Source organism: Nocardiopsis mwathae (genome assembly GCF_014201195.1).
Lineage (GTDB): Bacteria > Actinomycetota > Actinomycetes > Streptosporangiales > Streptosporangiaceae > Nocardiopsis_C > Nocardiopsis_C mwathae.
Window position 1 is genome coordinate 4,660,275 of the sequence record NZ_JACHDS010000001.1, and the last position, 19,462, is coordinate 4,679,736.

At 73.3% G+C, this 19,462-nt stretch carries 17 protein-coding genes, 1 pseudogene and 1 riboswitch; of the genes and pseudogenes, 5 read left to right on the forward strand and 13 right to left on the reverse strand.

What is annotated here, in order from left to right:
• Positions 1-10: 10 nt before the first annotated feature.
• Positions 11-847, reverse strand: a complete 837-nt coding sequence (locus HNR23_RS20395; protein WP_184077806.1) for a helix-turn-helix domain-containing protein — start codon at positions 845-847, stop codon at positions 11-13.
• 135 nt (positions 848-982) lie between these two features.
• Here HNR23_RS20395 and HNR23_RS20400 point away from each other — a divergent pair, with 135 nt between their 5' ends.
• The gene (locus tag HNR23_RS20400) at positions 983-1,708 is read left to right on the forward strand and encodes a creatininase family protein (protein WP_184077808.1); all 726 of its coding nucleotides are present in this window, start codon (positions 983-985) and stop codon (positions 1,706-1,708) included.
• Between the two features lie 113 nt (positions 1,709-1,821).
• On the opposite strand, the pseudogene HNR23_RS20405 reads toward HNR23_RS20400, so the two are convergent.
• The 8 genes and pseudogenes from HNR23_RS20405 to HNR23_RS20440 all read right to left on the reverse strand — a co-directional run.
• Positions 1,822-2,904, reverse strand: a pseudogene (locus HNR23_RS20405) (lysylphosphatidylglycerol synthase domain-containing protein); the annotation flags it as partial.
• On the reverse strand, positions 2,804-3,664 hold the full coding sequence (locus tag HNR23_RS20410; RefSeq protein ID WP_184077810.1) for a methyltransferase domain-containing protein: 861 nt from the start codon (positions 3,662-3,664) through the stop codon (positions 2,804-2,806). The pseudogene HNR23_RS20405 and the gene HNR23_RS20410, both read right to left, overlap by 101 nt.
• A complete protein-coding gene (locus HNR23_RS20415) occupies positions 3,661-4,773 on the reverse strand; it encodes a glycosyltransferase family 4 protein (protein WP_184077812.1) in 1,113 nt (370 codons plus the stop codon). The genes HNR23_RS20410 and HNR23_RS20415 overlap by 4 nt, the downstream gene beginning before the upstream one ends.
• On the reverse strand, positions 4,770-5,168 hold the full coding sequence (locus HNR23_RS20420; protein ID WP_184077814.1) for a 6-pyruvoyl trahydropterin synthase family protein: 399 nt from the start codon (positions 5,166-5,168) through the stop codon (positions 4,770-4,772). The genes HNR23_RS20415 and HNR23_RS20420 overlap by 4 nt, the downstream gene beginning before the upstream one ends.
• A gap of 36 nt (positions 5,169-5,204) precedes the next feature.
• Positions 5,205-6,191, reverse strand: a complete 987-nt coding sequence (locus tag HNR23_RS20425; protein ID WP_184080646.1) for a zinc-dependent alcohol dehydrogenase — start codon at positions 6,189-6,191, stop codon at positions 5,205-5,207.
• Positions 6,192-6,199: 8 nt separating this feature from the next.
• The gene (locus HNR23_RS20430; RefSeq protein WP_184077816.1) at positions 6,200-6,994 is read right to left on the reverse strand and encodes a CDP-alcohol phosphatidyltransferase family protein; all 795 of its coding nucleotides are present in this window, start codon (positions 6,992-6,994) and stop codon (positions 6,200-6,202) included.
• Entirely contained in the window at positions 6,981-7,805 is an 825-nt protein-coding gene (locus HNR23_RS20435) for an inositol monophosphatase family protein (protein WP_184077818.1), read from the reverse strand. The genes HNR23_RS20430 and HNR23_RS20435 overlap by 14 nt, the downstream gene beginning before the upstream one ends.
• Positions 7,798-8,487, reverse strand: a complete 690-nt coding sequence (locus HNR23_RS20440) for a GTP cyclohydrolase II (RefSeq protein ID WP_184077820.1) — start codon at positions 8,485-8,487, stop codon at positions 7,798-7,800. The genes HNR23_RS20435 and HNR23_RS20440 overlap by 8 nt, the downstream gene beginning before the upstream one ends.
• A gap of 201 nt (positions 8,488-8,688) precedes the next feature.
• On the opposite strand from HNR23_RS20440, the gene HNR23_RS20445 reads away from it, so the two are divergent.
• Positions 8,689-9,540: a TetR/AcrR family transcriptional regulator gene (locus HNR23_RS20445; RefSeq protein WP_184077822.1), complete on the forward strand. Its 852-nt coding sequence runs from the start codon at positions 8,689-8,691 to the stop codon at positions 9,538-9,540.
• A 33-nt stretch (positions 9,541-9,573) separates the two neighbouring features.
• Here the strand turns inward: HNR23_RS20445 and HNR23_RS20450 are convergent, their stop codons facing one another.
• Positions 9,574-10,281, reverse strand: coding sequence for an MgtC/SapB family protein (locus HNR23_RS20450; protein WP_184077824.1), 708 nt, complete (start codon positions 10,279-10,281; stop codon positions 9,574-9,576).
• A complete protein-coding gene (gene mgtE / locus HNR23_RS20455) occupies positions 10,282-11,727 on the reverse strand; it encodes a magnesium transporter (RefSeq protein WP_343070637.1) in 1,446 nt (481 codons plus the stop codon).
• Positions 11,728-11,993: 266 nt separating this feature from the next.
• Positions 11,994-12,170, reverse strand: a riboswitch (M-box (ykoK) riboswitch).
• Between the two features lie 66 nt (positions 12,171-12,236).
• Here mgtE and HNR23_RS20460 point away from each other — a divergent pair.
• Both HNR23_RS20460 and HNR23_RS20465 read left to right on the forward strand, forming a co-directional pair.
• The gene (locus tag HNR23_RS20460; RefSeq protein WP_184077827.1) at positions 12,237-12,419 is read left to right on the forward strand and encodes a hypothetical protein; all 183 of its coding nucleotides are present in this window, start codon (positions 12,237-12,239) and stop codon (positions 12,417-12,419) included.
• Positions 12,420-12,442: 23 nt separating this feature from the next.
• A complete protein-coding gene (locus HNR23_RS20465) occupies positions 12,443-12,619 on the forward strand; it encodes a hypothetical protein (protein WP_184077829.1) in 177 nt (58 codons plus the stop codon).
• Between the two features lie 212 nt (positions 12,620-12,831).
• On the opposite strand, the gene HNR23_RS20470 is transcribed toward HNR23_RS20465, so the two are convergent.
• Together HNR23_RS20470 and eccD are read right to left on the reverse strand one after the other, a co-directional pair.
• Positions 12,832-13,533, reverse strand: a complete 702-nt coding sequence (locus HNR23_RS20470) for a class I SAM-dependent methyltransferase (protein WP_184077831.1) — start codon at positions 13,531-13,533, stop codon at positions 12,832-12,834.
• A gap of 345 nt (positions 13,534-13,878) precedes the next feature.
• The gene (eccD, locus tag HNR23_RS20475; RefSeq protein WP_343070638.1) at positions 13,879-15,219 is read right to left on the reverse strand and encodes a type VII secretion integral membrane protein EccD; all 1,341 of its coding nucleotides are present in this window, start codon (positions 15,217-15,219) and stop codon (positions 13,879-13,881) included.
• A 274-nt stretch (positions 15,220-15,493) separates the two neighbouring features.
• Between eccD and eccCa the strand changes: the two genes are divergently transcribed.
• The gene (gene eccCa, locus HNR23_RS20480; RefSeq protein WP_246422422.1) at positions 15,494-19,444 is read left to right on the forward strand and encodes a type VII secretion protein EccCa; all 3,951 of its coding nucleotides are present in this window, start codon (positions 15,494-15,496) and stop codon (positions 19,442-19,444) included.
• The last annotated feature ends 18 nt before the right edge of the window (positions 19,445-19,462 follow it).

The following is a 19,462-nucleotide window of genomic DNA, read 5'->3' on the forward strand; positions in this document are numbered from 1 at the left end:
CACTCACGTCCTACTGGGGGTCGACGAGGTCGAAGAACCGTCCCATGGCCTTCCTCTGGGCGGGTGACGGCCGGTGGCCTGACATCAAGGCCTCCATGTGGAGGCCGAACGTCTCCTCGTCGATCTCGTCGTCTGCGGACTCGCTCGGCAGCTTCTCAAGGAGTGCGTCGATGTCGATTCCCCGGGCGAGTTCGGCCTCCTTGACCGCATTGCAGTACGCGGCCTGTTCGCGGGCATACTCCTCCACCCGCGGATCGTCGGGCTCGGCGTCAGCCAGGTCGTCGTAGAGCCGGACGAGCCGATCGCCCCACGTTGCCAGCCGCTCGTCGTTCTGCACCAGGCTCTGGGTGACCGCGTCAAGCGCGGCCTTGTCGGCGCCTACGACCTTTTCCAAGAGCAATGCCAATTCCAGGCCCTCACCACTGATGCGCACGCCGCCGACCTCTGCCAAGAGCGCACGGACCTCTTCCGAAGCGCTGGCGCCGATCAGCCCCGGCGAACTCCCTGCCTCACGCAGCCGCCGGACCGCCTCGCGCTGGGCGCGGATCTTCTCTTCCTGGCGGCTCAGCGTCCGCTCCAGCTCCCCGAGGATCTCCTCCTGCTCGTGCGCGCCCGCGATGGCATCGCCGATCTCGGGCAGGGTCAGCCCCAGCTCGGCCAGCTTGCGGATCCACAGCAGCCGCGCGATGTCGGGTAGCCGGTACACCCTGCGCCCACCGGAGTCGCGCTCGGCCTCCGGGAGCAGTCCCACCTGGTGGTAGTGCCGAATGGTGCGCGTCGACACCCCGGCCAACCGTGCCACCTGGCCGATCGCCAGCCGCTGAGTTCCAAAGTTCTCCCTGGTCATGCCACCAGAGAACCACTTGACGCTGCGTCAAGTGCAACTTCGGAATCCGAGCGCACGGGACTCGGCCCGGGGGCCCTCGGCGTCGGTAGCCTGGCCGGTTGTCGGGGCGGGTCCCGACCGGTACCGGGAGGGTTCATGGACGGACATTCCAAGCAGCTGCTGCCCCTGGACACGTCGGCCGACGCCGAGCGGTATCGGGGTCGTGTGGCGCTGCTGCCCATCGGGAGCTTCGAGCAGCACGGGCCCTACCTGCCCTCGGTCACGGACACGGTGATCGCGTGCACCATCGCCGGCGAGGTCGCCGCGGCCTACGGCGTGCAGGTGCTGCCGCCGGTGACGGTGTCCTGTTCGCACGAGCACGAGGCGTGGCCGGGGACGGTGAGCATCTCCGCGGCGACCCTCGTCGCGGTCGTACGCGACATCGCCGCGTCCGTGCGGCGCTCCGGGGCGGCGGGGCTCGTGCTGGTGAACGGGCACGGCGGGAACTACGTGCTGGGAAACGTCGTCCAGGAGGCGCGGGGGACGATGGCGCTCTTCCCCGGGCTGCACGACTGGCAGGCGGCGCGGGCGGCGGCCGGTCTGGAGACCTCTCTCGACACCGACATGCACGCCGGGGAGCTGGAGACCTCCGTCCTCCTGCACGCTCACCCGGACATGGTGCGGGAGGGGTACGCGTCCGCCGACTCCGTGGCCGATGAGCGCCCGCACCTGCTCACCCTCGGGCTGGAGGCCTACACCGGCTCCGGGGTGGTGGGGCGGCCCTCGCTCGCCTCGGCTCGCAAGGGCAAGGCGGTGCTCGCCGGCCTGGTCGAATCGTTCGCGGCGTATCCGCCGCTGTTCACCGTCCCCCGATCCCGCTGAGAGTCGGGGCTCTGTCGGCGGCGGCAGAGCAGTACGGCGACGCCGGGGAGGCTCGCGGCGAGGGCGAGGACGCCGTACGCCACGGCTGTGGCCAGGCCCAGCTCGGCTCCCAGCCCCGCCGCCCCGAACGCGGCCGCCGTCACGGCCTCGCGCGGCCCCCAGCCCGCCGCGTTCATCGGTACCGCCATCGCGAGCAGGGCGAGGATGGCGGGCGGAAGGAGTTCGGGCACGGTCGCCGTGCTCCCGACGGTCCACGCGGCGACGAGGAAGAGCGCCACGTGTCCGGCGAGGACGGCCGCCGACAGGAGGATGACCGGCGGTCCGGTGTCGCGGGTGAGCAGGGCGCTGCGGGCGTCGGCGAGTAGGCCCCGCACCGAGCGCCGCCAGCGCGGCGCGCCCCTCCCCCACACCCCCCATGCCGCGACCAGTGCTGCGACCGCGACCGCGATCAGGACCGCCCAGGAGATCCCGCCCGGCGCGAGCGTCGTCCCCCGCGCGGGCACACCGATCAGCAGGGCGGCGCCGGCGGCGGCCAGGACGACCTGTCCCGCCGTCCGTTCCAGGAGCACCGCCCGGACCCCGCGGCCGAGGTCGCCGGACGAGCGCCCGTGGTCCACAGCCCTGTGGACATCACCGAGCACCCCGGTCGGGAGAACCGCGTTCAGGAGCAGCGCGCGGTAGTAGTCGGCGAGCGCCCGCCCCATCCCCAGCCGCAGCCCCAGCGCACCGGCCACGAGCCGCCACCGCCACGCGCTCAGCACGGTCGTCACGGCTCCGATCGCCAGCGCGGCCAGCAGCGCGACCGCCGAGGCCGCGCCCCCGACGGCGCCGAGTGTCCCCGCCAGGGTTTGCGTGTCGAGCCGCCAGACGAGCACGAGCAGCAGCGCCACCGCGGCCAGCGCCCGCGCCCACGGCCAGAAGGCGTCGTGGGCGATGACCTCCCGCCAGGCTCTCCGGCCCGGCCGACGTCTGCTCCGAACGGCCCTTGCCACTGTTTCCCCTCCGTTCGTCGCCGGGCGCGGATCCGCCGAACACGCGGCTACGGGGAGCGCGGAGGTGCTCCGCCCATCATCCCTCGCGGATCGTCCGCACCGCTCACGCCCGCGCCCCATCGCCCGGCAGTACGAGCAGGTCGATGTGGTGCACCTCGGCCCGCAGCCGACCGGACGCGCATTCGTCCTGCCTCCACTCCACATACGGATGCGCCCGGGTGGAGAGTTCAGGGCGCTGCTCGACGGCCGCGGCGACCCACCCCTCCAGCCACCGCGCCGTCAGTGCGCGCCGGTCCGGGCCGAGCCGCCACGGGCTGGCGCTCGCGTGGACGCGGGCGCCCCACTGCCGGAAGGCGCGGGTCGCGGCGGCGGGTGCGTCCGGGCCGAGAAGGCGGCGGCCGTGAACCTCCCGTCGCTGATGGTCGTCGAACGCGGCGGCGATCTCGGCGTCGAGGGGGTGGCCGGGCGTCAGCGCGACCCGGCCGGCGACCGACAGGGTCAGCAGGGCGGCGCACCCGGCACCGGCCCACGCCTCGACCAGGGCGCCCAGCTCCTCCTCGGTGAGCAGGTCGAGCAGCGCGGAGGCGGTCACCAGGTCGGCGCCGATGAGGTCGGACGCGCGCAGGTCGGCGAGGTCGGCCAGGTGGGTCTCCACGGAGACGGGCGCCCCGTCCGCCGCCGCGGCCGGTGGCGTGCCGGCGGCGTGTGCGAGCAGGTCGGCATCGCGGTCGTGGAGGACCCAGTGCTGGGGGCCGGCCAGGCGCGGGGCGAGCCAGCGCGCCATCGAACCGGTGCCGCTGCCGAGGTCCCGGACGGTCAGGTGGGCGCCGCTCCCGCGCGGTGCCGCGGGGGCGAGATGCGCGCGGAGCGCAGCCACGAGCCCCGTGTCACGCGCGTCGGCGTCGGCCTCCTCGCGCAGGGCCAGCCAGTCGGCGGCGAAGCGGGGGGATCCGGGTTCGCTCATCGGGCATCCTCACATCGCGCTCGCAGGTCGGTCGGGCCGGGTATGCGGTCGAGGACCGCGGCCATGTCCCGGGCGGTGTCCGCCCAGGGCCGCAGCCTGTCCCGGCGACGCCGCGCCGCCGACCGCAGCCGGGCGCGCAGGTCGCCGTCGACGAGCCAGCTCCGCAGGGCGCCCGCCAGGGCCCGCACGTCGTTCGGTGGGACGAGGAGCCCGGGAACGGCGCCGCCGGCCGGCTGCCCGAGGGTGTCCGGCAGGGCCCCCACCGCGCTCGCGATGACGGGTGTGCCGCGCGCCAGCGCCTCGGTCACGACCATCCCGAAGGTCTCGGCGCGGGACGGCAGCACGAGGACGTCGGATCCCGCGTAGGCGTCCCCGAGTGCCGCGCCGCCCAGGGGTCCGGCGAAGTGGATGCGTGCCTCCAGTCCGCTTCGTGCGACCTGGCCGCGGACACGCCGCGCGTAGGCCGACTCCGGCGCGGCCGGGCCGACGCACAGGCACTCCCAGCGCAGGTCGCCGACCTCGGCGAGTGCCGGTACGAGAATGTCGTGCCCCTTGCGCGGGGTCACCGACGCGACGCAGAGGAGTCGACGGCCGCCGTCCGTGCCCGGGGCGAGCGGCGCGCCGTCGGTGCCCGGCTCCACGGTGAAGATACGGCGCGCGTCCAGGCCGTGCCGCTCGACGAGGCCGCGTACGGCCCGCGGGCTCGTGGCGATGACGGCGCTCGCGGCGCGCAGGGTGTCCCGCTCGGCGCCGTCCAGCGCCGCGGCGCGCTCAGCACTCAGCCCGGTCTCGTCGGCCAGCGGCAGGTGCACCAGCACCGCGAGCCGGAGGCGAGGGGACCGCGGAACGATGACGTCCGGGACACCGCAGGCCACCAGCCCGTCGAGGAGCACGGTGCCGCCGTCCGGCACGGCGTCGAGTACCTGCTCCAGCCGCGCCCGGGCGGCGGCGTCCGGTTCCGGCCACGCACCGGGGATCGCCGCCTCGCGCACGGGCCGCCCCCTGCGCGCGAGTTCCCGGTGGACGCGCCGGTCGAAGACGTTTCCTCCGCTGGGGGTGGCGGGGTCGTCCACACCGCCCGGCAGGACGAAGGTGGGCACCGCCGTCATAGTGCGCGCTCGTAGCTCGCCCAGGCGACGTGCGACTCGTGGAGCGTCACCCGGAGCTCGCTCACCCCGCGGGCCTGCTCGCCCAGCGCCCCGTTGGCCACTCGTTCGGCGATGCGGTCGGCGATGGCCTTGGCCAGGAATTCCGTGGTGGTGTTGACCCCGGCGAACTCCGGCTGTTCGTCCAGGTTCCGGTAGTTGAGGTCGGCGAGGACGGCGCCGAGTTCGCGGGTGGCCCGCCCTATGTCGACCACGATCCCGTCGCCGTCGAGTTCCGGACGGCGGAACGAGGCGTCGACGATGAAGGTGGCCCCGTGGAGGGCCTGGGCAGGTCCGAAGACCTCGCCGCGGAAGCTGTGCGCGACCATGAGGTGGTCGCGGACGGTGACGCTGAACAAGAACGGCTCTCCTTCGTGTGTGGTCGGCTGCGGCGCCTAGTCGTCGTCTTCGACGTAGGCGATCCGGTGGCACAGGGCCGGGATCCGGCCGTCGGCGAGGCGGGGCATGACCTCGGGCAGCCGTTCGAACGGGCTCTGCCCGGTGATCAGGGTGTCGAAGGCGGGGTCGGCGAGCAGGCGCAGGGCCAGGGCGAGCCGGTCGGCGAGCGACCTGCGGTGTCTGCGCGCCGGGGAGACCGCGCCCACCTGGCTCGCCCGGATCGCCAGGCGTCGGGAGTGGAAGGACTCCCCCAGCGGTATGCGGACCGCGCGGTCGCCGTACCAGCTGAGTTCGATGACCTCGCCTTCGTCGCCGAGCAGCGCCAGGGCCCGGGCGAGCCCCTCCTCGGTGGCGCTGGCATGGAACACCAGGTCGCAGTCGCCCTCGGCGTCCTCCGGGTGCTCGAACGCGACGCCGAGGCGTTCGGCGACGGCGGCGCGCTCGGGCTCGACGTCGACGAGCCGGACGCGCACGCCGGGGACGCCCGCCAGCAGGCGGGCGACGCAGCAGCCGACCATGCCCGCCCCCACCACGGCGATGCGGTCGCCGACGAGCGGGCGGGCGTCCCACAGCGCGTTCACCGCCGTCTCGACCGTGCCCGCCAGTACGGCCCGCGCGGCGGGGACGGCGTCCGGGAGGGGGACCACGGCTCCGGCGGGGACGACGAACCTCGTCTGGTGGGGGTAGAGGGTGAAGACGTCGCGGCCGAGGAGGTCGTCGGGCCCGTGCTCGACGGTTCCCACGTTGAGGTATCCGTACTTGACCGGGCCGGGCAGATCCCCTTCCTGGAAGGGGGCCCGCATGGCCTCCCGCTGGTTCTCCGGGACGCCGCCGCGGAACACCAGGGCCTCGGTTCCGCGGCTGACCGCCGTGTAGCGGGTGCGCACGACCACCGTGCCGGGGGCCGGGTCCGGCAGCGGAACCGACCGGATCTCGCCGACTCCCGGGGACCGCAGCCAGAAGGCGCGTGCGGTGCGCTGCATACTCCCCATCACCGGCCTCCGTCCGCGTCCGGGCCGGTGCCGGGCCGGGCCGCCCGCGTGCGCCACAGCCAGCCGATGTCGCGGCCGAAGGACCAGATCAGGAGCGCCAGCGCGCCGGCGACCAGTACCGCCGCGCCGGCGTCCGGCAGGGTGGCGGACGCGGCCGCGATGAGGGCGGCGGCCTGTGCCACCGCCACCGCCTTGCGCGGGGTGCTGGGCGGCAGGTCACCGTGCAGCCATGGCGCGGCCGTCGCAGCTGCCGCGAACGCGTAGCGCATCGCGCCGATCGCCAGCACCCACGGGCCGAGGTGGACGGCGACGTGCAGGCTGAGGACCAGGATCAGGAAGGCGTCGACCTCCATGTCGAAGCGGGCGCCCAGCGTGCTCGCCGTGTCGGTGCGGCGCGCCACCAGGCCGTCGACGCCGTCGAGCACCAGGGCCACCGCGGCGAGCGCGACGACCAGGGCGAGCGCGGCCCCGTCCAGCGGCCGCCCGGCGATCTCCTCGGCGACCAGCGCCGTCACCCCGCCGACGAGGACGGCGCGGGCCAGCGTCACGCGGTCGGCCGGCCCCATCGCGCGGGGTCCGTCCCGGTACAGGGCTCGGGTGAGCAGTCCCCACACGGCCAGCGCGTAGGCCGCTCCGGCCGCCCAGCCGACGGTTCCCAGACCGACGGCCCCGGTGAGCATCGCCAGCAGCACCGGCTGGGCGGCGGCGCCGGCGGCGGGACCCGCCCACGCGGCCGCTGCCCCGCTGCGCATGGCCGCGGGCATGGGGACAGCGCGCACGTCACCGGATCCCATACGCACGTCTCACCTCCGCCATCAGGTAGGTGCGCAGCCCCGGCGCGAGGGCGATCGTCGCCGAGGAGTCCACCGAGTGCGGGCTGCCGTCGCGGTCGACGACATCCCCTCCCGCCTCTCTGACCAGCAGTACCCCGGCCGCCGTGTCCCACGGCAGGTTGGCCAGGATGACCGTGCCGTCGAGCCTGCCGTGTGCGGTCCACGCGAGGTCGATGGCGGCCGCTCCGAGCATGCGGACCCGGCGTACCCGCGCGCCCAGCCGGTCCAGCAGGTCGAGCCGCACCCGGTTCCGCGCCGCGGCGCCTTCCCCCACGGCGAAGTCGCCGATGGAGACCACGGCGTCGGTGGGGGCGTCCGAACCCGGGACGTGGATGCGTTCGCCGCCGCAGAAGGCGCCCTTGCCCGCGACGGCCGTGTACTCGGCGCCGAGGAAGGGCAGGTCGATCGCCGCGAGCGCAGCCCGAGCCCCGGACACCAACCCGAGGGAGACGGCGCACAGCGGGATTCCGCAGGCGAGGTTGGCGGTGCCGTCGACCGGATCGAGCACCCACCAGGGCTGCTCGTCCGCCGTGCCCCCGCTGCGGCCGTGCTCCTCCCCGAGGAAGCCGACCTCCGGGGTCTCGCGCGCCAGGAACGAGCGAACCGCCTCCTCCACGGCGAGGTCGACGTCGGTCACGACATCGCGGTCGCCCTTGGTGCCGACCGACCGGGGGGCGTGCTCCCGCACGATCCCGCGGGCGATCGCCACGGCCTGGCGGGCGACGGGCAGCAGGTCGGCGTAGTCGGGGCCGGTGCCCGCCGGATCAGCCACGTCCGCCGCCCGTCCGGCCCGGGGCGACTCCGTCGTGCGAAGGCGCGGCGGGTGTGGTCCGCACCGCCTCGATGTGGGGGAGGTCGTGCCCGAGCCGGTCGCGCTTGGCGGTGAGGTAGGCGATGTTGCCCGGGTGCGCGGGGGCGAGGAGCGGGACCCGCTCGGCCACCCGGACCCCGTGGGCCTCCAGGGCGTCGACCTTGTCCGAGTTGTTGGACATGAGCCGCACCGAGTCGACGCCGAGGTAGCGCAGTACCCGGGCGGCCGGCCCATAGTCGCGGACGTCGACCGGCAGGCCGAGCGAGGTGGCCGAATCGATGGTGTCCAGCCCCTGCTCGTCCTGGAGGATGTGCGTGCGCACCTTGGCGACCAGCCCGATCCCGCGGCCCTCGTGGCCGCGCAGGTAGACCAGGATTCCGGATCCCTCGCGGACGATGGTGTCCAGCGCCGACGCCAGCTGTTCACCGCACTCGCAGCGCGTCGCACCGAAGATGTCACCGGACAGGCACTCGGAATGCACCCGCACCAGCACGTCCTCGCCGCCGACGGCCGCGCCGAACACGAGCGCCATGTGTTCGTGGCCGTCGATCGGGTCGCGGAAGGCGACGGCTCGAAACATGCCGCGCCGGGTGGTCAGGTCGGACTCGGCGACATCCGTGAGACCGGTGTCCTGATCAGGCATCTTCCCCCCTGGGGTGTGGGATGGCCGTATGGGCGCGGGGCGGCGTGGCCATGGCCGCGCCGACGACCGCTCAGTGGTTACACGGCTCTCGGCGCTCAACCGTTCGCTGGCAAGCCGGACACACTTCTCGCCGCACTGAGTAGACTGTGATCCTGATATTCGAAATTTGAGACACCATATCCCAAGCCCGGAAGGTGCGACATGGCCGGGGACCCCCCGATCGCGACGGGTGTGACGCGGCGACGCCGCCGGCTCACCGACCAGGAGACCGAGCAGCGTATGCTCCAGGCCGCCGTCGACCAGGTCAACAGCGCCGGGCTGACCGTCAGCCTGGAGCACATCAGCTTCGAGGACGTGATCCGGGACGCGGGGGTGTCGCGCAGCGCCGTCTACCGCCGCTGGCCCTACAAGGACCTGTTCTTCAGCGACCTGCTCAAGGAGCTCGCGCGCGGCACCAGCCCGGCCATCGTCGAGGAGGACCCCGAGGCCCGGCGCGCGGTCGACCGGACCATCCTCGACCGCGTGGACTGGCTGAGGACGCCGTCGCTGCGCGTCGCGCTGGCCGCGGAGATCCTGCGCCACGGCGCCCCGGTGGAACTGCGGACCTTCCTGCACTCCCCGGAATGGCGCACCTACCTCGCGCTGCACGCGACCTTCCTGAGCCTGCCCGAGGGAGAGCTCCGCGGCGAGGTCCAGGCGGCCCTCACCGAGTCGGAGCGCAACGTCACCGCGGGGCTCGCCGCCGCCTACGAACGCGTGGCGTCCCTACTGGGCCTGCGCATGCGCCCGGAGCTGGCGAGCGGGTTCGAGACGCTGGCGACGCTCGCCAACGCCATGGTGCGCGGGCTGGTCGTGATGGCCCCGACCACCCCCGCCCTGTCCGAGGAGACGATCCAGGCCGACCTGTTCGGAGCCCCGGCCCCCGCGGAGTGGACGCTTCCCGCGCTGGCGCTCGGCGCGCTCGCCGCGTCCTTCCTCGAAGCGGACCCCGACGTCGTGTTCGACGACGACCGCATCGCGGAGGTCCGGCGCGCCCTCGCCCGCGGCGAGTGAAGGGCCCGCCCACTGTGGGCGGGCCCCGCGGGGCTATACGCCGACCTCCTCCATCGCCCGCCAGTGGACCGAAGACACGCCCGGTTCCAGGCTCAGGCGGCTGACCGCCTGCTCCAGGGTGGCGTCGGCGCGGCCGACGGCGGTCAGCTCGGCCTCGACCTCGACCCGGGTGCCCTCCTCGTCGAGGTCCTCGCTGTGCAGGGAGCGGAGGCGGAAACCGCCGCTGGACAGCGCCTGCAGGAGCAGCGGCCGGACGTGGGCCTCCTGGTCGCCCCGGCATACCGCGCGCAGGCGGTAGACCGTCTCGACCTCGCTGGAGGCGTTGGCCGGGCGGCTCTCGATGCGGTGGGCGATCGGGCGCAGCACCACGTTGGCCGCGACCACCGCCAGGGCACCCATGAGCGCGCCCAGGTAGAGGCCGCTGCCGGCGAGCACGCCGACGGCCGCCGCACACCAGATGGTCGCCGCGGTGTTGATGCCGCGGACGTTGACCCCGTCCCGCAGGATCACGCCCGCGCCCAGGAACCCGATACCGGAGACCACCTGCGCGGCGATCCGGGTCGGGCTGACCTCGCCCGGGGTGTTGACGGCGAGCAGCACGAACAGCGCCGCCCCCGTCGCCACCAGGGCGTTGGTGCGCAGCCCGGCGAGCCGCGCCCTCCACTGCCGCTCGACACCCACCAGCGCCCCCAGCACGAGTGCGCAGGCAAGGCGGAGCGCGAACTCCCAGAACTCGATCATCTAGCCCACCCCCAGCAGCAGTGAGGCCAGCCCGAAGTAGACCGCCAGGCCGGTGAAGTCCTTGATGGTGGTGATGAACGGGTCGGCGCCGGGCGCGTGGTCCAGGCCGAGCTTGAGCATCAGCCACGGCAGTGCGAACCCGAGGAACGTCGCCAGCGTGACCGACGTGAACAGGGCGAGCCCCACCGCCACCCCCAGCATGGGGATGCCGTTGGGCGCCCCCTGCCACAGGTAGGCGATGCCGCCGCCGACCAGTGCGATGGCGAGGGCCATGGCGAGGCCGACCCGGACCTCCCGGAACAGCTGGCGGCCGAACCGGTTCGGGTCGATGTGGCCCAGCGCCAGCCCGCGGGCGAAGATCGTGGTCGACTGGGTGCCGACGTTGCCGCCCATGTCCATGACCAGCGGCACGAACACGGCGACCGCGACCACCGCCGCCAGGACGTCCTCGAAGCTGTCGATGAGCCCGCCGACCAGCAGCCCCCCGGCCAGCGTGACCATCAGGAAGGCGATGCGCACCCGCACCGGGTACCAGATGCTTCCACTGGTCAGCCGCTCACTGCGGAGCATTTCGGTGGCGTGGGCCGGGTCGCCCATGCCCGCCTTGCGGTAGACGGTCTCGGAGGTGTCGTCGTCGATGGCGTCCATGGCGTCGTCGTAGGTGAGCGCCCCGACCAGGCGCCGCTCGGAGTCGACCACCGGGATCGCGCCGAGGTCGCGGCGCTGCAGTGCGCGCGCCGCGGGTGCGGCCGCGGACCTGGTGGGCACCGCGATGTCGCCCAGCCGCGCCAGCTCGCCGACCTCGGTGAACGGGTCCGCCTGGACCAGCTCGGCGACGCTGACCAGCCCCAGGTAGGTGCGGTCGTTCTCGGTGATGAACACCGTGGTGACGTCCTCAGGCCCCAGGCGGGAGCGGCTGATCAGGCCGAGCGTCTCCTTGACGAGCATGTGCGGGCGCACGGCGATGTACTCGGGGTTGGCCTCGCGTCCCGCGCTGCCCGCCGGGTAGGCGAGCAGGGCGCCGACGCGCTCCCGGTCGGCGTCGGACATGGCCGCCAGGAGGCGCTTGGCCACGGCGGCCGGTGCCTCGTCGACCAGCCGGGCCAGGTCGTCGGCGTCCAGGTCGGCCAGGACCGCGGCGGCCTCGGAGTCGGTCATCGCGCGCAGCAGCCGTACCTGCTCGTCGTCGGTGAGCAGGTCGAAGACCTCCATGGCCAGGTGCTTGTCCAGCAGCCGGAAGGCCAGGACGAGCTCGGTGGGCGGAAGGATCCGCAGGATCACGGCGATCTCGTCGGCGGTCGCCGTGGTCAGCGTGGTCTTGGCGCGGTCGAGGTCGCGCTCCTTGAGGCGGTCCATGAGCATGGTGTGCATGGTGGGCTCCCTGGGGGGTCGGGCGCGCCGCAGCACCGGGGCGCGCAGGGAGCCGCCCGCACCAAGGGGGAGCACGATAGGGCTCCCGCTCCAGGTCAGCGGACGTCGACTCGCGGCGCACTCGGGTGAGGGCAGGCTGTGAAAGGTGGTGAGGTGGTTCGGCCCGTGGTCGTCGGGGTCGCCGAGCGGCGACTATGACCGGGCTCGTCGTCGACCGGGGTGGATGGTCGATCAGGCATCAGCCCTCACCTCCCTCGCGCCTCGTGCTCGCATACGAAAAAAGACCTCCCGAGCGGGGAGGCCTTCACAAGCTCACGAGAAAAGGTCGCCGGGCATGAGCCGACGGGTTCCCCACGTGGAGCTTTGACACTGCACACCTAGGCGGCCGCCAGGGCGGCGCCGGTCCGCATTAAGCCGAGCCTTGATTCGGCAGGGCCTGTTCAACCCGTTGGGGTCTCTCGACCTTTCCGGGCAGCGGACGCGTACGTGCACAGGAGCCTCGCCTAACGGGACACCTGACATTCCAAAGTGGAGCTTACCACCTCCGGGCGGCGATGGCCACCGAAAGCCTTGGGGCGCGGGGGGTGACGTCGATAACGACGCAGGCCGGAAGGGGGCCGGTCTGGAAGGGCGCCGACGCCATGCGCAAGCGCGGCGTGTCCGCCGACCCCGCCCACCTCGCCCTGGACGGGAGCGGGCGCAAGGCTCAGCTGTACGTGGATGGTCCGTTCGCCCGAGAACAGCGGTGTTACCCTCGCAGGCCGTGACCGGATCTAGGAGGTGAAAAGCCGTGCGACGCAAGTACCACCTGGTGTTCGGAATGGTCGCCGCGGGACTGTCCGCGTCGATCCTGGCGGTCGACCTGCCCTACTACGCCGTCCTGGCCACCGCGGCCGTGACGGTGCTGCTGGTGACCTGGCTGACCCTGTTCGTGCGTGAGGCCCGAGCACAGGCCGCGCAGGGCTGACCGCCGGCGCGGTTGTTCCCTCACCCGCGCCGCCCATGGGGTCCGATCGGGCGCAGGGGCCATCTGCACGAACGGACATCTCCGGAATCCGGCACCGCCGCAAGCGGGCATCCTCGGATGCGTGCCCATGTCCGGTCCGGCAGGCGCCGGGGCGCTCGGATCGCGAAGGAAGGCCGCCCGGCGGACCGGCCGACCGGTGGTCCGCGCCCCCGCTACCGAGGCAGGCGGAAGTAGATCATCGGGTTGTCCGTGCCGCTGCGGACCGGGTCGTCGAGGCCGAGGTCGCGCTTGATGGCGTGGATGGCGCGGTAGGCGTCGGGGGCTTTGGCCTTGGAGGGGGTGAAGTAGGGGGTGTCCTTCTCCGCGAGCCACCTGAGGACCGCCCGGCCCTCGGTGAAGGGCAGGGCGTGCTTGCCGTGGAAGACGTCGTGGACGCTGACGGGGGTGCCAGGGGCGACGCGGGGGAAGAGGTTGTCGATGTACCAGCGGGCGAAGCGCCCGTTGTGGGCGGCGTCCACGAACAGGTACCCGATACCCTCCGGGACCGCGTCGACGTTCTCGCGGATGTCGCCCTGGTGGAACGTCCACCGGTCGGCCGACAGCTCGGCGGGGACGTTGGAGACGACGTTGTCGACGATGTCGTAGGAGTGCAGCCGACCGGTGCCGTTGTCGCGCAGCGCCGAGAGGATCCAGGTGGTGGACCATCCGTGGAAGGTGCCCAGTTCCATGACGGTCGCCGGGCGCTGCTCTCGCAGCAGCAGGTAGGTGATCTCCGCTTCGAGGTCGTCGAGCTGCGGGGTCATCTTCCCGCGCATGTCGCGGCAGAAGGCCCGCTGCTGGTCCCGCACCTTGGCCAGCGGCTCGGTGTACGTGCGGTACAGCTCGCCGAGCAGGTCGAGATCGATCCGCTTCATCGGACCCCCTAAGTCACCCGTGTGCTTCCGGCCGGGCGGTACCCCCGGCGGCCGCCCCTCCGGTGCCGCCCACCGCGAGAGACCGCGGATGAGCCCCGGTCGGCCCGATGCTATCGCCCCGCCCGGGCCGTTCACCTCAAGACACCGTGCTCAGACCGCACGCCGACGGTCCGCGGTTCTCCCGGTGGAAACGCGCCCGGCATTCCGCCGCGCTGCGGACACGTCGGGAACGGCCGCCCCCGAGTTCCGCCCTTGCGCGGCGGGTCTCCGTTTTTCGTGCCCGCGCTTCGGACGGAACGGCGGAGGGTGTGACGGGGGGCGGGGGTGGGGGTTGCTGAGCGCTCCCTAGGCGGCGGTGATGGAGTCGATCAGGTCGAACAGGCCCACCGCCCAGGCCACCGCGGCGCACAGGGCGATGACGACGACGATCTCCACCCCGTTGATGACGCGCCGCAGCGAGGCGCGGGGGACGTCCGCCAGACGGATCCAGCTCAGCACGGAGACCGCGACCCCGATGGCCAGGGCGATCGCCGGGATCCACGGGCCCAGGGCCGGCAGCGGCTTCATCGAGCCCATCAGCGTGATCCCCAGCCCGATCACGCCCCCCAGGCGCAGCGGCAGCACGTGGCTGATCCTGTCGAACAGCCGGGAGCGCAGGATCAGCAGCAGCGACAGCAGGGCGGCCAGCAGGACGTCGGGCAGGCCGCGGCCCATGAAGACCAGGAGCGGGACGGCGGCCACCGCGCTGACGGCGAAGCCCAGCACCGCGCCCAGCAGCAGCCGGTCACTGGCGGTCAGGCTCTCCTCGAAGCGTTCGCCGTCGACCTGGCCGGAGTGGCGCACCTCGTAGTCCAGGCCCGACAGCCCGCCCATCGCCAACGCCATCCGGGGCAGCGCGCCCACACCGAGCACCAGCAGCACCGCCAGCGCGCGCACGCCCTGCGCACCGTCGATGAACATGCCGACGGCGCTGATGACCCCGCCCGACACGGTGACCACGGCGAGCGCCGCCAGGTAGGACAGGCCCAGCTCGTCGATCATCCAGCCGATCCCGGCGATGAGCAGCGCGCCCACGCTCCCGAAGGCCGCCAGCACCAGGAACTGCGCGTTCGGGCTGACCACGTACACCGCGAGCATGCCGGTGGCCGCACCCCACGCGCACGCCGTCCCGAAGAGGACGTGGCCGACTCCGGCCATCTCCCGGCGGCTCGCGAACAGCACCAGTGCAAGTGTGTACAGCGCGCCGATCCCGGCGATCGCTAGGTTGCCGGGGGCAGGGCGGACGTAGGTCATGATGCCCAGCACGACCAGCGGGCCGATGGCGGCCAGCAGCATCCCGAACGCGAACGTCGTGGAGGAGCGCCAGAACCGGGCGGTGTCGTCGATCTCGTCCTCGACGGCGCCGCGCACGTCGTCGATGTGGGCGGGGCGGCCGCGCGCGCTCACCCTGTCGAGCAACAGGACGTCGCCGTCGGCGATCCCCGCGCTCTCCAGGGACGCCTCGGGGTGGATCTCGTCGCCGTCGCCGGTGGTCAGCGTCCACCCGGCGGGCTCGGTGCCCTCGGTGTCGGGGGACACCACCCGGACCACCTGCGGGAGGAGGGTCGCCACCGGAACCGTCCCGGGAAGGGCGAGGTCGGCCCAGCGCTGCGGCCCCGTGACCGTCACCCGGCAGTATCCGCTCACGTCCGTGTTTTCCCTCGTGATCGTGGTGGTTCGCGTGCTTTCGCGGGGGTGCCCGCCCCCAGCGCCCGATTAGGCGATTCCATCCGGTTGCGGGATCATTACCGTAGCAACCTCACACTCCTCTTTCCTCAGGTGCACCGGAGAGATCGCCTTGGCGACCACGCTTGTCCACCGCCCCGCACGCCACTCCGTCCCCGCCCCCGGTTCCGATCCCCTCGTCATCGCGGCGCCGCCGCAGCTGCCGGACAACCCCCCGGCCACCAGCTCCATGGCGATGATGATCATGCCGGTGATCAGCGGGTCGGGGTCGCTGCTGATGGCGATCACGATGGGCAACCGCCCGCTGTACGCGGCCGCCGCGATGCTCGTCATGCTGGCCAGCGTCGCCGTGGGCGTCACCATGTTCCTCGCCCAGTACAACGGGCCGCGCAAGCGGATCCGCGAGCAGCGCGAACGCTACCTCGACTACCTCGACCAGCTACGCGAGACCGTGCGGGACGTGGCCGCGACCCAGCGCAAGGGCAGCGCGTTCCGGCACCCGGCCCCGCACCTGCTGACCGAACCGGCGCGGCTGCCGGCCCGCCGGTGGGAGCGGCGCGCCTCCGACCCCGACTTCCTGCACCTGCGCGCGGGCACCGGCACCCGGCCGCTGGCCCGGCCGCTGAGCCTCAAGGTGGACGCCTCCAACCCTCTGGTCGTCTACGACCCGGTGTGCCAGGGACTCGCCGACCAACTCGTCGAGCTCTACGCCCAGGTTCCCGAGGAGCCGCTGGTGGTGCCGCTGCGCGAGCTCGGCGTCGTCTCGGTCATCGGCGACCGGGCGGCGGGCCGCGCCCTGGCCCGCTCGCTCATCGCCCAGCTCGCCACCTTCTCCGCGCCCGAGGACGTCCGGGTGGGGGTCGTGCGGCACTCCCGCCTCCTGCCCGAGTGGGACTGGCTGAAATGGCTGCCGCACAACGCCCACGACGAGATCACCGACGGTCCGCTTCCGGCGCGCCTGGTCGCCGGCAACACCGTGGAGATGGCGGAGCTGCTGGCGACCGAGATCGAGCAGCGCACCATCGACATGCAGCGCCGCCGCGGGCGCCCGCCCGGCCCGGGAACACAGCGACTGGTGCTCGTCGTCGACGGCGAGTTCCAGGCGACCCTGTCGGGGCTGTCCGCCGAACCGCCCGTCACCTCCCTGGCCGACCTGGGCATCCACCTGATCATGCTGCTGGGTGAGCGCCGCGAGGAACCCGAGCACGTCGACATGCGGCTGTACGTGGACGCCGACGGCGAGCTCAGCGAGGACACCGGGGACGGCGCCCCGTCCGGCGCGGCCCAGGGGACGGCCGGGGAGTCCGACTGCCCGCGCACCCCCCTCAAGGGGACGGCCGACCGGGCGAGCGTCGCACTGCTGACCTCGCTGTCGCGCATCCTGTCACCGATGCGGCTGGCCGCGACCGACGGCGCCGACGTCCTGCACACCACCGTCGACCTGCCGGAGATCCTCGGTGTTCCCGACGTGGCGCAGCTCGACGCGCGGCACACCTGGCGGCCCCGCAGCACCAACGACTACCTGCGGGTCCCCATCGGCGTCGGCCCCTCGGGGAACCTGGTGCTGCTGGACCTCAAGGAGTCGGCGTTCGGCGGCATGGGCCCGCACGGCCTCGTCGTGGGCGCCACCGGGTCGGGCAAGTCGGAGATGCTGCGGACCATGGTGGCCTCCCTGGTCATCAACCACTCCCCCGACCACCTCGCGCTGCTCCTGGTCGACTTCAAGGGCGGTGCGACGTTCGCCGACACCGACCGCCTCCCGCACAGCGCCGGGCTCATCACCAACCTCGCCGACGACGACACCCTGGTCGCCCGCTTCCGCGAGGCCATGTACGGCGAGCTCACCCGCCGCCAGCAGCTCCTCAAGGACGCCGGCAACCTACCCAACCTGCACGCCTACGAGGCGCTGCGCGAGCAGCGGCCCGACCTGGACCCGCTGCCGCACCTGCTGGTCATCATCGACGAGTTCTCCGAGCTGCTCACCGCCCACCCCGACTTCGCCGAGCTGTTCGTGGCGATCGGGCGCATCGGCCGGTCCATCGGCGTGCACCTGCTGCTGGCCACCCAGCGCCTGGAGTCCGGCAAGATCAAGGGGCTGGAGTCGCACCTGTCCTACCGCATCGGCCTGCGCACCTTCTCCGAGGCCGAGAGCCGCGAGGCCATCGGCGTGGGCGACGCCTATCACCTGCCCCCCGAACCCGGCTCGGGCTACCTCAAGGTCGACACCTCCGTCTTCGAGCGCTTCAAGGCCGCCATGGTGTCGGGGCCCTACATCCCGCCCGCGGAGGCCACCAGCGACGACGACCCGGTGCTGCCGGTGATCTCCTACAACGCGGTCGGGTCGCTGCTGGGCCTGTCCGACCTCGTGGGCGGCGACGGGGAGGAGGAGTCGGGCGGCTCCGGCTCCTCGACCCGCAGCGTGCTGCAGGTGGCGGTGGACCGGCTGGTGGCGGCCGGGGCCGAGCCGGTGCGGCCGGTGTGGCTGCCGCCGCTGCCCGCGGCGCTCACCCTGGACGCCCTGTTCGAGCGGGTGGAGAACGAGGAGGCGGCCGCAGGCGGCGACGCGGACACCGCGAGGCGGGGCGGCGCCCGGCAGGGCGCCCCCGCCGAACCGGACCCCGCCGAGATGTGCGCCTACATCGGCCTCACCGACATCCCGCGCGAGCAGCGCCAAGAGCCGACGGGGCTCGACTTCACCGGCGCCGACAGCAACATCGTCGTGCTCGGCGGCCCGCAGACGGGCAAGTCGACGCTGCTGCGCACCATGATCGCGAGCCTGGCCTGGCGGTACCCGCCCGGCCGGGTGGCGATCTACGCGGTCGACTTCGGCGGCGGCGGGCTGGCCGCCCTGGAGGGCCTGCCGCACGTGGCGGGCGTGGCCGGGCGGTCCGACCCCGAGCGGGTGCAGCGCATCCTCTCCGACGTGTCCAACCAGCTCGACCAGCGCGAGCAGGTGTTCCGGAGTGTGGGCCTGGACTCCCCGGCGGGGCTGCGCCGGGCGCGCGCCCAGGGGAAGGTACCCCGCGGTATCGCCGGCGACGTGTTCCTGATGATCGACGGCTGGTCGTCGGTGCGGGAGAACTTCGAGGACGCCGACGACGTGCTGCTCGACATCGTCACCCGCGGCCCGTCCCTGGGCGTGCACACGATCCTCACCGGCGCGGCGAGCTCGCAGATCCGCAGCAAGCTCGCGGCGTTCTTCGGCGGCCGCATCGAGCTGCGGCTGACCGACCCCTTCGATTCGGGCATCGGCCGCAAGATCGCCGAGGAGATCCCCAAGGACGTCCCCGGTCGGGCGCTGCTGTCCGACGAGAACATGGCGCACATCGCGCTGCCGCGGGTGGACGGCGTCGCCGACGACACCGACCTCGGCGAGGGCGTGCGCGACCTGGTCGCCCGGGTCGGCGAGCGGTGGACCGAGCGGGCGGTCCAGCAGGTCCGCACGCTGCCGGACCGCGTCGAGCTGGACGAGCTGACCGGCATGCACGACGGCCCGGAGCTCATCCTCGGCATGGCGGAGCGGACGCTGGAGCCGGCGCTGCTGTCGCTGGCGGAGGAGCCGCACCTGATGGTGTTCGGCGACCCGCAGACGGGCAAGAGCACGCTGCTGCGCGGCCTGCTGCGGCAGCTCACCCGGCGCCCGCCGGAGGAGGTCGGCATCGTGCTGGTCGACTTCAAGCGCGCCCACCTCGACGTGGTCGGCGAGGAGCACATGCTCGCCTACTGCACCGAGCCGCAGTTCACCCAGCAGATCGCCACCCAGCTGGCCGGGTCGGTCAAGGAGCGCCTGCCCGGCCCCGACATCACCCCGCAGCAGCTGCGGGAGCGCAGCTGGTGGAAGGGGCTGGAGCTGTTCGTGGTCGTCGACGACCTCGACCTGATCAGCAACCGGCAGGGCAATCCGCTGGCGCCGCTGGCCCAGTACATCCCGCAGGGCGCCGACCTCGGCCTGCACCTGATCGTGGCCCGCCGCACGGGCGGCGCCGGCCGCGCGCTCTTCGAGCCGATCCCCCAGGCGCTGACCGACGCGGCCACCACGGGCGTCCTGTTCTCCGGCGACCGTATGGAGGGCCGCCTGGCCAACGGCGTCGCCTCCCGCCCGCTACCGCAGGGCCGCGCCCTCCTGGCCCGCCGCGGCCAGCGCCCCGAACAGCTCCAGGCCCCGTGGAGCGACCCGCCGGAGTAGGGCGCGTCGCGTCGGTCC

Bases quoted from the DNA above. Each gene is read 5' to 3' on its own strand.
- HNR23_RS20395 (WP_184077806.1), bottom strand. From the start codon at position 847: ATGACCAGGGAGAACTTTGGAACTCAGCGGCTGGCGATCGGCCAGGTG.
- eccCa (WP_246422422.1), top strand. From the start codon at position 15,494: ATGATGATCATGCCGGTGATCAGCGGGTCGGGGTCGCTGCTGATGGCG.
- HNR23_RS20410 (WP_184077810.1), bottom strand. From the start codon at position 3,664: ATGAGCGAACCCGGATCCCCCCGCTTCGCCGCCGACTGGCTGGCCCTG.
- HNR23_RS20400 (WP_184077808.1), top strand. From the start codon at position 983: ATGGACGGACATTCCAAGCAGCTGCTGCCCCTGGACACGTCGGCCGAC.
- HNR23_RS20470 (WP_184077831.1), bottom strand. From the start codon at position 13,533: ATGAAGCGGATCGATCTCGACCTGCTCGGCGAGCTGTACCGCACGTAC.
- HNR23_RS20440 (WP_184077820.1), bottom strand. From the start codon at position 8,487: ATGCCTGATCAGGACACCGGTCTCACGGATGTCGCCGAGTCCGACCTG.
- HNR23_RS20450 (WP_184077824.1), bottom strand. From the start codon at position 10,281: ATGATCGAGTTCTGGGAGTTCGCGCTCCGCCTTGCCTGCGCACTCGTG.
- HNR23_RS20445 (WP_184077822.1), top strand. From the start codon at position 8,689: ATGGCCGGGGACCCCCCGATCGCGACGGGTGTGACGCGGCGACGCCGC.
- HNR23_RS20425 (WP_184080646.1), bottom strand. From the start codon at position 6,191: ATGCAGCGCACCGCACGCGCCTTCTGGCTGCGGTCCCCGGGAGTCGGC.
- HNR23_RS20415 (WP_184077812.1), bottom strand. From the start codon at position 4,773: ATGACGGCGGTGCCCACCTTCGTCCTGCCGGGCGGTGTGGACGACCCC.
- HNR23_RS20430 (WP_184077816.1), bottom strand. From the start codon at position 6,994: ATGGGATCCGGTGACGTGCGCGCTGTCCCCATGCCCGCGGCCATGCGC.